We start from the raw sequence: 12,410 nt of genomic DNA on the forward strand, positions 1-12,410 counted from the left end.
TAAAATAAAGGTTCAATGCAATTATAAAGAAAACCACCAGAATTGCAATTACATTATCAGTCAAAAGCCTTACAATAAAAGAAATAATAGCTCCTAAGTCATACTGATTCTATCCTTACACTTTATTTGATCCATCTATGTATTACAGCGACTATACAATATCACAAGGAGGAATTCATCTGCATACAACTTTTATACATCAACGGATTAAGGTATTCATCCTTTGTCTGCTTACATTATTTCTACTATCTATACCTACTCCGTACTCCTATGCGGATTCTTCTATTCCTTTTGCCAATGAAAGTTATGAAAGTATTGTAGATGCTTCAGGAGAAGGGGATTATGTATCTCTACAACAAGCGATTGATGCGCAAGCCCTTCATATTTTTGTACGTAACGGAATCTATAATGTAAATACAACTCTTCAAATTGAGCTGGACGGAATGACGATACGTGGACAATCACGAGATGGTGTGATTATTCGCCAGAATCAAGCCCCACGTGATCTACTGGTGATTCGTGCAGATCATGTTCATATTTCCAACCTTACCCTTGATACATATACGAACAATGCAGGAGCCGCACTGGTGGTTGCCGATGCCAATGAAGTGATGATTCAAGATTCCCTTTTTCAAGGTTCCAAGACGATTTTTGCTGTGTATTTTGCAGGTCCTTCGGTGAAAGCAGGTGAAGATACACTTGCCGCTGTCGAATCAGGTACACTCGATCAAGGTAATCAATTTTTGCGCAATGAAGTCTATTCTCATTATGCAGGTGACGGATTATCCTTTTCATTACAAAAGAATGGATTAGTACAAGACAATATTCTTCATCATGCGGTGTTGGCTTTTTATATGTGCAGAAATAGTGAAGTGTCTACCAATATCATTAACGATTCGCCCGGTGTAGGGATTCATTATTCCATGCCTGCGTATGACAATATCATTCGAGATAACCAGATCTATCGTTCATTGGGATCAGGTATAAGAGCATCTGCTAATCTAGAACATCCTGTGCCTACAACTACTCTGTACACAGGATTATTGATCGATCATAACCTCATTAAAGATACACGTTCTTTTGGGATTGAACTTGATCAAGTGGGTAGTCGTACACGGATTCAGCGTAATAATATTAGTCAGACCGACTTTTCCGGTATGATTGTGCTTCGTTCTTCGGATCTACGAATCCACAATAACCAGCTGTCTCACAACGCCTATTATCGTATTCGTGGTCGTCTTCATCATTGGACAGGTAACAGTGGCGGAATCGATCTCGAAAATACAGTAACAGCAACTAAGATGACCTATAACACGATCACATCCAATGGAAAAAGTGACTTTGGTATTCGCTTCTCCCCCACTCAAGGAAAAAATACGATGTATAAAAATAAATTGGTTGGCACTACGTTGATCACTGATATCATACGTTTGCCTTAAAAAAGGTATCTATTTGCTACTCTATCTATCCTAGCCCTCTTGTATAACCCTTATCCTTTTCAAGCTACTCCTACGCCAATGTTATTTGAGTAGGAGTTTTGCTTTTTCAAGAATCTCTTTCTTAAGTCCTTGATTATCCATATTGACGTAAGCGCTTCCATAAGTAAAAATGAGTGAGATAAATGTTACATACTGGAAAATAGTGATGGTTTTGGAACTTTATTCTGTTGAAATTTAAATAGCCTATTCAAACCTTCCTTTTCCCATTTTATGATTCATTTATCTACTATCCTTGAGGAGGAATATTGATGAAAAAGAAATTCACTCACTTGTTGCTCACAGCAGTACTGGTTGTAGGGGCGACTTTACCATCAGCAGGCATTGTGAGAGCAGATGCGGCAAGTGATGCTTCTAACCGGGCATTAACATGGTTAGAAACGCAACAAGATGCTACAGCAGGACTGGCTTTTGACGGATTAGTAGATAGTTTTGAAGATTTCTGGGGACCTAACAATCCGAAACAGATCGTATACACATATGATCAGGCGGTAGCCGCAATAGCTTTTATCGTCAAAGGGGAACGGGTTCGTGCTGAGAAAGTACTCAACAAAATGCGAGATATTCAAGATCCTACAGGCTACTGGCTGAATTCATATTGGTATAATAACGGTGCAGGCGAAGAAATTCGCGAACATGTAGGACCTGTTGTATGGATGGCAATGGCGGCAATGGCGTATGAAAAACAATACAATGATACTCGCTATCGCCCTATGGCAATCAAAGCGCTAGATTGGTCTCTACAGTATCAACAAGCCAATGGCGGTGTAGCAGGCGGTTGGAGTGCATGGAGCAATTCCAATGAACCGTGGAGCTCTACCGAGCACAATATTGATATCTATCGTGTGTTGCAATATTATGCGTCTGTCGATTCGACCAAAGCAGCCAAATATAATGCAGCTGCGACTAAAGTCAAAAGCTTCCTTGATAATAAAGTATGGGATGATGCCAACAAACGCTTTACCGGTGGTTGGAAAAATGACACCAATCTGATCGATCCTAAGCTTCCGCTAGATGTAAATCCGTGGGCTGTATTAGCACTTGGAACCACAGGGACTCACAATTATGGAGCAAGTCTAGATTATGTTGAAAATGCAAATGGTGTTCCCGGTACACTGGCGAATCCACGTTACAAACAGACATTAACGTATAATGACGCTGGCAATACATTAACCGGTTATGATTTCGATTGGACCGATGAAGTGAAGCCTGCTTATGACGATAATGGTAATCAGATTGGTAATACAGGAGCAGACGTGTGGTTTGAAGGATCAGCCTTTATGTCGCTGGCTTATTATATGAAAGGCGATGTCTCCAAAGCGAACGCTATCAATACTGAAATTATTAAAAAACAAGGAACAAGCGGAGCTTCACTTGGCGGTATTCCGTATTCTCTTAAAGGCACAAGCAATAGCTACTGGGTAATGGCGCAGCAAAACTGTGTATCCAGTACAGGTTGGTTAATCTTATCACTTGCCCATTTCAATCCATTCACAGGGCAATATCTAACAGGCGGCAATCCAACCAATCCACCAACGCCTACAGACCCAACTACACCGACTCCTGATCCAGGAACAGGGACTGGTGATCACACGACCGCAGACTACACAGCAGGTGTGACCAAAGTGTCTGCTACAGCAATCAGTATTAATATCAAGCCTGTAACGACTGCCAAATATGTCGATATCCACTACAAAATCAATGGTGGATCACAGCAAAATTACCGTATGACCAACAGTTCAGGCACATGGAAACAGAGTGTCACTGGACTTAGCACAGGCACAAAAGTGGAGTACTGGTTCACTTATGAGAAATCAGGCCCTCAATATGATTCGACTCACTACACATATACTTTAAATTAACTCATCCCAGCCAAGCACCTAATAGAACATTCTATTAGGTGTTTTTGCTGTTCGCTGATCCTCTTTTCGTCTATGATTTAGATAGAGTATGATATACATATTATGGTTGATGAAAGGAATCTTATTATGGAACATTTATTGAATGCATCGGTCAAAGATATTCAAATCAGTGGTATTCGTAAAATTGCTAATGCCGCTGCGCAATACCCCAATGCGATCTCACTGACTATCGGTCAACCTGACTTTCCAACCCCTCAACATATTATTGATGCCGCTGGCGTGGCTATGAACGATGGCAAAACAGTCTATACACCTAATGCCGGTCTACCTGCGTTACGACAAGCAGCAGCTGATTTTGTTAGACAGAAATACGGACAAGATTATAATCCTAATGATGAAGTGATTGTTACCAATGGAGCTAGTGAAGCATTGGATATTACGTTACGAACGCTGATTACACCGGGCGATGAAGTGATTTTACCGGGGCCCATCTATCCAGGCTATGAACCGCTTATTCGCTTATCGGGTGGTGTTCCTATCTATGTAGACACCCGTTCAACCGATTTCAAATTAACAGCCGATTTGATCGAAAAACATCTATCTACACGTACGAAAGCGATTATTTTAGGTTATCCTTCTAACCCTACCGGACGGGTAATGAGTGCTACCGAATTACAGGAGATCGCTACTTTATTGCAAGCACGTGAAGTATTTGTGATTTCCGATGAAATCTACAGTGAATTGATCTATGACACCCCTCATCAATCGATTTCTTTATGTGACGGTATGCGTGACAAAACGATTGTGATTAACGGCTTATCCAAATCTCACTCGATGACTGGTTGGAGGATTGGCTTTACTTTTGCACCTGCTGCACTCACCCAGCATATGATCAAAGTACATCAATACAATGTCACTTGTGCAAGTTCAGTCAGTCAATATGCTGCTTTAGAAGCTCTTACCCAAGGTATAGACGACGCCATTCCGATGAAAAAGGAATACCAACAACGACGTGATTATGTATATGATCGCTTGATGAATATGGGGCTGACATTAACCAAGCCAGAAGGTGCTTTTTATCTATTTCCTTCGATCGCTCATTTGAATATAGGTTCGATGGAATTTGCTTTGCGTTTACTGGATGAAGCAGGTGTTGCTGTAGTTCCGGGGGATGCTTTTTCCGAGTATGGAGAAGGGTATATTCGAATCTCTTATGCTTATTCGCAAGAGGTATTAACCCAAGGATTGGATCGTTTAGAGCAATTTATCAACACATTATAATATGCAGTTAAAAGTATAAATAGAAGAAAGTATCTCTATTGATCATTTAATAGAGATACTTTTTTGTGTTTGTATTTACAAATCAAATGGCTTCAAATTCATTCTTCAATAGGCTGATACCCGAAATAACATGTGAAAAATGATACACTCAATTTTGTTTCATGAAACATTTTGAATATTTTCATAATCTGCTCTATTTCTTTTCTGTTCTTTTGCCGATGTTAATAGGAGAATAAATATGCAGATATATAGGAGTGGAGTTATGAAAAATATTATACGTTTTCTCAGCTGTCAAACGATAGGCAGCAAATTAATTATTTCTTTCTTTATCGTTATGATTGTTGCTTTGGGTACTTCTAGCTTCACATCATACTGGTTAGCCCAAAAAACATTAAGTAATGAAATGATCAATAGCGCTTCATCTAGTGTAGAAACGCTAAATTCTACAGTTAATACGGAAATGCAACAAAATATAGATATTGTTGATTATTTCGCAGGTCAGGTATCTCAAGCCAATTATGCAAATGGAGATAATTTAGTTACTGAATTCAAAAGCTATTCTACCTCTCTTAAAAAAGTAGAGTCGCTTTATGTGGGAAGTACGACAGGTCAGTTTTTCACTTCTTCTGATAAACCTAGCCCTGCCGGATATGATCCTCGTGAACGTGATTGGTACAAGCAAGCTGTTGCTTCATCAGGAAAAGCAATTATAACGAATCCTTATATTTCGGCTTCTACTCAGAAATTAACGGTGACGATTGCCAAGCAAACAGCCGATCAAAGTGGAGTTATCGGATTAGATATTAATTTAGAAGCACTACAAGCAACAACAGCGACGGTTAAAATTGGTAAAGAAGGCTATGCTTTTATTGTAGGTAAAGACAGCAATTTTATTTCTCATCCTACAGCTATTGGTGAAAAAAATTCATCTTCTGAAGAACTCATGGCTCGAGCAGATTCCAAAGGGAGCTACACCTACCTTTACGAAAATAAACAAAAACAATTAGTTTATACAACAAGTGATCTGACTGGATGGCGTATTGCAGGAAGCTTTTATCAAGATGAGATCAATGAAGCGACTCAGCCTATTTTATACAGAATGATTATTGTTTTGCTATTATCTTTAATTATAGGTGGTATTGTTGTTGCACTGGTGACTCGTTCGATCACCAAGCGTCTCAGTAAAATTGTTGTTGTTGCAGAAGCGATTAGCGATGGTGATCTTACCCATCATCTTGTAGACCGTAGCAAAGACGAGATCGGCAGATTATCACATGCCTTTAATAATATGAACGCCTCTTTAAGCTCATTGATTGGCTCTATTAACGATTCTGTTAGTGATGTGGTCTCTTCTTCAGAGCAATTGAATGCAAGTTCTGAACAGACCAGTCATGCTACTGAACAGATCACAACAGCGATCGAACAATTCTCTGTCGGAAATGAACGTCAAAATAAAAATGTAAGCCAAAGTGCAGATCAATTAACTCAAGTTGCCGATTGGTTACAGACGGTACAGACCAATTCGAACTCATTGCTTTCTTTATCCGAATCGTCTAATTATCTAGCAGATAGCGGAGATCGCTTAATGCAACAAACCGTCGGTCAGATTCAGCAGATCGATCAATCGGTTCATCAAGCCAATGAAGTGGTAACGAACTTATCTCGCAAATCCGAAGAAATTTCAGTCATTTTACAAACGATCAATGATATCGCGAAGCAGACCAATCTATTGTCTCTGAATGCAGCTATCGAAGCAGCACGTGCTGGCGAACATGGTAAAGGGTTTAATGTGGTTGCAGGTGAAGTGCAGAAGTTAGCCGATCAATCGCGCGCTTCGTCCCAACATATTGAGAACTTGTTAAAAGAGATTACCGATGAGATTGGACGTTCATTGTCTACCTTTACCGATATTCATGGTTCTGTGGCAGAAGGGATGATGACTGTTCAACAAGCGGCAGATCAGTTCCAACAGCTAAGAACATCTTCACATCAGATTTCATCAAGTCTGACCGAAATGAATTCATTGGTACAAGAAGTGAATGGTAATGCTGTAGAAGTGGCTCAATCGGTTCATGAAATTAGTGAAATTTCGAATGTAAATACGGCTTCTACCCATGAGATTGCGGCTTCCGCAGAAGAACAATTGGCAGCGATGGAAGAGATTACTTCTTCCGCTCATGCTCTGGCTTCTCTTGCAGAAAATCTACAACAAGAAATTCAACGCTTCAAAACGAATGATTCTGTAAACCATTCACCATCTACTCATGTTACAACGAACCCTGAGAATGATAGTGTAAAGTAACAGCTATTACAATCTGATTTGAATAAAATAAGTATAAAAAAGCCTTACCGCTTCTATGATTGCATAGACGGTAAGGCTTTTTTTATGGGTATCTACTGCTTTTGATAGTTATACAGTATCCATGTGGTTATTTAGACAATTCAAGGAACCCTTCGCCAAATACATCACGTACATCATGAATCGTAATAAATGCATTCGGGTCAGCGGCTTTGACGATCTTTTTCAGTACAGAGACTTCTTGCTTGCTAATCACGATATACAATACTTCTTTCGGTGTCTTTGTATAGTATCCATGACCAGATAATACGGTGACTCCGCGATCCATCACTGTAATGACTTTTTCGGCAATCTTATCTTGCTGTGCAGATATAATCATAACGGCTTTTTTCGGATTCAGTCCTTCGATAATAAAGTCCATCGTTTTGGTTCCAATATACAACATGACAATCGTTAACATCAGACTTTGTGCACCAATAATAAAGTAAGACGAGAACGCTACAATCAGATCGAAAAAGAGTAAGCCATAACTAATATTCCAGTCCAGATACTTGTTGGCGATCCGCGCGAGAATGACAGTCCCTGCTGTTGTTCCACCTGCACGAATAATCAGCCCAATCCCTACTCCGGTAAACAATCCACCAAATATCGTATTAATCATAATTTCACTAGAATCAATTCGCCAGTCTGCGGTCAAATGCAAGAAAAACGAATTGAACGCTACTGCCAGAATCGTATAAATGGTCGTTGTTTTATCCAGAAATTTGTACCCGACAATCAATAAAAATGCATTGATCACCAAGTTCATTAGTCCAGGAGACAATTGCCATACATAAAATAAGATAATCGTAACCCCGGTTACGCCACCTTCACCCAGTTCATTCGGGATGACAAATAAGTTAATCGCTAACGCAAAAATAAACGCACCAAGTGCTATAAAAGCAATATCAATAATCCTTTTTTTCATCTGTTTATACTCCCCTTTTATCCAACCCTAACAAATGAGTATTGTAAGCGATAAAACCTTGACAAGTCAAAGCTTTTTTAAGTTACTGTCCTCTGCTATTTCGGTAGTTCAGTACCGTCAAAAAGCACGTTGTTAGGAGAACAATTTTGCCTTCTGGATAGACGGTGTATATTTATGCTGGAAAGGAGAATATTATGTTTATTTTTAACAAAATCTTGTATATCTGTTGTATATCGCTCTAGGTGAAATACAGTATATGCGTTTATTTTAAAATTATAGACCAATTAGTCCGAATATAATTGACTATTTAGTCTGGAATAGTTATAGTGAAGACAGCACTTATTTTTTATCCAATAAATCAACTTCAAATTTCTTATTCGAAAGGCAGGTTTTTCGTATGCAAAATCATGTTCCCACTGGTTTATCTCCTATCGATATTCAGACTCAAGATGCTCAAGCTACACAGATGATGAACACATTTAGCAAAGCAATGTTGGTTGAAGATATAGAACTGTTTCTCAGCCTTTTTGCAGAACAAGTGATTTTTGAATTTCCTTATGCCCCTGAAGGATACGCCAAACAGCTAGAGGGTATCCATGCTCTACGACAACATTTGGAATCGCTGCAAGGAATTATTGCGTTCACTCATTTCAGCACGCCTATGATCCATCTCGCTACTGACTCCCATACATTTATTGCTCAATTTCAAGGAGTAGGTACTTTCGTTGCTACAGGACTTCCTTATGAGCAAGATTATATTTCTGTAGTCACCACCTGTGATGGCAAAATCACTCGTTATCAAGATTATTGGAATCCATTGGTGTTAGGTTAATCATTTTAGATTAGATACGACTATTCGATCTATAGATAAAGGAGCTATTTATGAAAACTATTCAACATATTTTACTCACCGGCGGACAAGGCAAAACCTCATCTCGAATAGCTAAAATTCTGCTGACAGAAGGTTATCACGTACGAAGAGCAGGAAGAAGTGCTCATTCTCTGCAACATCCTCAAGCTGAATCTATCTTTTTTGATTGGAATAATACGTCGACGTACGCTCAAGCTTTGCAGAATATGGATGCGGTCTATATCGTTGTGCCTGTTATGATGAATCCTGAAATTCTGGTTATTCCTTTTATCGAGCAAGCGTTGACACAAGGCATACAACGTATCGTGTTACTATCCAGTGCTTCGATCTCGATCGACCAACCTGTTTTTGGATATCTACATCGCTGGATCAGTGAACATGTACCGCAGTGGGCTGTATTACGCCCTTCTTATTTTATGCAAAATTTTACCGAAGCACAGCAAGCCCAATTTATTTTGGAGCAAGGTATTGTAAGTAGTGCTACAGGTGACGGTAAGATTGGGTTCGTAGATGCTGATGATATCGCTTCAGTAGCAGTACATGCACTAACTGACGTAGTACCTCATAATACCGAACATATCCTGACAGGTCCTCAATCGCTGACCTATCAAGAAGTCGCTACTCTGATTACAGAAGTAACTGGATTGCCTGTGACGTATCACCCGATCAGTGAATCTCAGTTAGAACAACATTTGCTTAACGCAGGTCTAGATTCAGAATATGCTAGCTTTTTAGCACATTTGGATACCCAAATCGCTGTAGAAGGTATAGAAGATAGAGTCAGCGACTGTATAGAAAAAGTCACAGGGAAACCGCCCAAATCACTTAGACAGCATATCCAGAATCACCGACATCTATTTGTAAATACAGCAAAAGGCAGCGTTTAACGCTGCCTTTTTGTTTTCAACACCGATAACGAAATCTCGATAATCGCTTGTAACTTTGCCCGATCAGCACCCAGTTTGGTTGTAAAAATCAATCCTGTTCGTTCATGCACTAGATACTGCGACATGGCAGTTAGATTCAGATCACTTTGGATCTCCTCTTGCTCTACTGCACGCTTTAACAAACGGTAAAAGCCCGCTTCAATTTGTGCATTATTATCCTGTAAATACACATTCAATTCATGATCATGTGGAGCATATTCAAGCGCACTAGCAATAATAAAACACTCTTGTGCCAATTCGGGATCGACAAGCACATCAATCATTTTTTGAAAAAGCTGTTCGATCAACGGAATCGTTGCACCGGGTTGCTCCAGTACAGCCAGTAAGTCTTCTTTTTTGTGATCCATATAATGCTTTACCGCTAGAATAAATAGATCTCGCTTGGTTCCATACGTATCATACAGACTTTGACGGGCAATCCCTAATTCTTGCAATAGATCAGGTAAAGTGGTGCCTTCATATCCCCGACTACCAAATGTTTTCATTGCACGGTGCAACACCACAGTCGTATCAAAAGCTTTGGTACGTGCCACTATATTTCACATCCTCTATCGTTCACTCTACACCATAAGCTAACTTTACACTGCTCTCTGCTCTGATTTCCAGCTTAAATAATCAGTAATTGTGGTGATCGCTACCTCAATCGCATCTTCACTAGGCTCTAGCTTCGCATGATGCAATCCGTAAGGCGTATCGACACCCAACCAGAACATAAATCCCGGAATTGCCTCCAGAAAATATCCAAAATCTTCGCCAGTCATCGCTTCCGTACACTCCACTAGATTCACATCTGAACGTTGCTCTACCCAACCCATAAATTCATGCGTTAAAGTCGCTTCGTTAAATACCTGCAAATAATTTGATCCCCAATCGATCTCTGCCTGACATTCAAATCCTGCTTCGATTCCTTTAACCAGTGCTTCGATTCGCGATTTGACAGCGATCATCGTGTCTGCTGACAATGTACGAATCGTTCCTTCCAGACGTGCACGCTCTGCGATAATATTTTGCTTCGTACCGCCTTCAACTTTACCGATGGTCACTACAGCTGAATCCAGTGGATTGATATTACGTGCAATAATCGTCTGCAACTGACCCACCAACTGACAGCCTGCAACCACCATATCATTTGCTTTGTGCGGATAAGCGGCATGTCCACCGGTACCGATTAGATCAATAAATAATTCTGATGTATTGGCAAATAAAATTCCTGCACGGGTCGCAATCGTACCGACAGGATATTCAGGAGCCACATGGAGTCCGATCATCTGATCCGGCATCCAATCGGCTAATTCTGCACTTGCTAACATCGGCTTGGCTCCACCGGGTCCTTCTTCTGCGGGTTGGAAAATAACCACAAGATCATCGGTCATCTGTGTTGTCGCAAAATGAGTCACCACTCCAAGTCCGATCGTCATATGTAGATCGTGTCCGCAAGCATGCATGTATCCTTCATGTTCACTTTGAAAATCATAAGACGTCTGCTCGACAATCGGCAATCCATCCATATCGGCACGATAACCAAAACGGCGCTTCGGTGCGCTTCCATGGATATAGACCAGAATACCCGTACGCCATGTACGAATCTCCAAATGTTGTTGCGGAAGAGTAGCCATATAATCGAGCAAATACTGCTGTGTTTTGAATTCTTGAAATCCCGGTTCAGGAATACGATGTAGATCACGACGAATCTGAGTAAAAGTAGTCATCTGAATCTCCTTTTTATTTCTCATTCTAAGCTTGAAGGATGAAAGAAAGACCCAGCATGTGCGGGGTCTCCAGATCAATATATATAGTCATACTTAAGTCTAAATTATAGTGTACGTAGGTCTTGCAAAATTTCTGTTTTAGACTTTGTTTTGTCATCTACTTGCTTGATAACACGTGCAGGAGTACCTGCTACAACAGAGAATGGAGGAACGTCTTGCGTCACAACAGCACCAGCCGCTACAACAGCACCTTCACCGATACGTACGCCTTCAAGTACCACAACGTTAGCACCGATCAATACATCATCTTCAACCGTTACAGGTTGTGCAGAAGGTGGTTCAATAACGCCTGCAAGTACAGAACCTGCTCCGATATGACACATTTTACCGACTTGTACACGTCCACCTAGAACAGCACCCATATCGATCATTGTACCTGCTCCAATAACGACACCAATATTGATTACAGCACCCATCATAATGACAGCATTGTCGCCGATGGATACCATTTCACGGATAAATGCGCCCGGCTCAATACGTGCATTGATATTTTTCATATCTAACAAAGGAATCGCGGAGTTACGACGGTCGCTTTCGATCACTTGGTCTGCAATTTTGCTTGCATTTTCAGTCAAAACGCCTTGAATATCTGCCCAGTCGCCGAAAATAACACCTGTATTGCCTGTGATAAATGTTTGCACATCTTCAGGGAATGTAATGCTGTCCAATTCACCTTTAAGGTATACTTTTACCGGTGTTTTCTTTTTGCTTGTTTTGATTAAGTTAATAATTTCGTGTGTATTCATTTCCGTGGACATATATAGAGGCTCCTTTTATATAACTACATGTATTTTTAAATTATTTATCAGACCCAAAGGTTTGAACTACATCCTTTATAGCATAATCAAAGGTGCAGTCGCAATGGACACTATCTGGTTAAATGTTCACTACGTATGGAATTAACTATACCATATGCAC

10 protein-coding genes are annotated in these 12,410 nt (G+C 40.2%); 6 read left to right on the forward strand and 4 right to left on the reverse strand.

Annotated features, from left to right (window positions below; translation table 11 throughout):
* Positions 1-137 precede the first annotated feature (137 nt).
* From PaeCFBP13512_RS14440 to PaeCFBP13512_RS14455, 4 genes are all read left to right on the forward strand, one after another.
* Positions 138-1,439 (forward strand): right-handed parallel beta-helix repeat-containing protein, encoded by a 1,302-nt coding sequence (locus PaeCFBP13512_RS14440; protein ID WP_137223967.1) that lies wholly within the window; start codon positions 138-140, stop codon positions 1,437-1,439.
* A gap of 308 nt (positions 1,440-1,747) precedes the next feature.
* Complete coding sequence (locus tag PaeCFBP13512_RS14445) at positions 1,748-3,358, forward strand: hypothetical protein (RefSeq protein ID WP_137223969.1); 1,611 nt, start codon at positions 1,748-1,750, stop codon at positions 3,356-3,358.
* Between the two features lie 126 nt (positions 3,359-3,484).
* Positions 3,485-4,639 (forward strand): aminotransferase A, encoded by a 1,155-nt coding sequence (locus tag PaeCFBP13512_RS14450; protein ID WP_137223971.1) that lies wholly within the window; start codon positions 3,485-3,487, stop codon positions 4,637-4,639.
* A gap of 262 nt (positions 4,640-4,901) precedes the next feature.
* Positions 4,902-6,941, forward strand: coding sequence for a methyl-accepting chemotaxis protein (locus PaeCFBP13512_RS14455; RefSeq protein WP_161594275.1), 2,040 nt, complete (start codon positions 4,902-4,904; stop codon positions 6,939-6,941).
* A 127-nt stretch (positions 6,942-7,068) separates the two neighbouring features.
* Here the strand turns inward: PaeCFBP13512_RS14455 and PaeCFBP13512_RS14460 are convergent, their stop codons facing one another.
* Positions 7,069-7,905, reverse strand: coding sequence for a YitT family protein (locus tag PaeCFBP13512_RS14460; RefSeq protein WP_137223975.1), 837 nt, complete (start codon positions 7,903-7,905; stop codon positions 7,069-7,071).
* A gap of 397 nt (positions 7,906-8,302) precedes the next feature.
* Here PaeCFBP13512_RS14460 and PaeCFBP13512_RS14465 point away from each other — a divergent pair, with 397 nt between their 5' ends.
* Together PaeCFBP13512_RS14465 and PaeCFBP13512_RS14470 are read left to right on the forward strand one after the other, a co-directional pair.
* A complete protein-coding gene (locus tag PaeCFBP13512_RS14465; protein WP_137223977.1) occupies positions 8,303-8,737 on the forward strand; it encodes a nuclear transport factor 2 family protein in 435 nt (144 codons plus the stop codon).
* A gap of 50 nt (positions 8,738-8,787) precedes the next feature.
* Entirely contained in the window at positions 8,788-9,663 is an 876-nt protein-coding gene (locus PaeCFBP13512_RS14470; protein ID WP_137223979.1) for an NmrA family NAD(P)-binding protein, read from the forward strand.
* Here PaeCFBP13512_RS14470 and PaeCFBP13512_RS14475 read toward each other — a convergent pair.
* From PaeCFBP13512_RS14475 to dapD, 3 genes are all read right to left on the reverse strand, one after another.
* A complete protein-coding gene (locus tag PaeCFBP13512_RS14475; RefSeq protein WP_069326591.1) occupies positions 9,660-10,256 on the reverse strand; it encodes a TetR/AcrR family transcriptional regulator in 597 nt (198 codons plus the stop codon). The two genes, PaeCFBP13512_RS14470 and PaeCFBP13512_RS14475, sit on opposite strands and share 4 nt — an antisense overlap.
* Before the next feature lie 45 nt (positions 10,257-10,301).
* Positions 10,302-11,432 (reverse strand): N-acetyldiaminopimelate deacetylase, encoded by a 1,131-nt coding sequence (locus tag PaeCFBP13512_RS14480; RefSeq protein ID WP_137223981.1) that lies wholly within the window; start codon positions 11,430-11,432, stop codon positions 10,302-10,304.
* Between the two features lie 104 nt (positions 11,433-11,536).
* Complete coding sequence (dapD, locus tag PaeCFBP13512_RS14485; RefSeq protein WP_069326589.1) at positions 11,537-12,250, reverse strand: 2,3,4,5-tetrahydropyridine-2,6-dicarboxylate N-acetyltransferase; 714 nt, start codon at positions 12,248-12,250, stop codon at positions 11,537-11,539.
* Positions 12,251-12,410: the final 160 nt, after the last annotated feature.

The organism is Paenibacillus sp. CFBP13512 (assembly GCF_005233705.1).
In the GTDB taxonomy this organism is placed as follows: Bacteria; Bacillota; Bacilli; order Paenibacillales; family Paenibacillaceae; genus Saccharibacillus; species Saccharibacillus nuruki.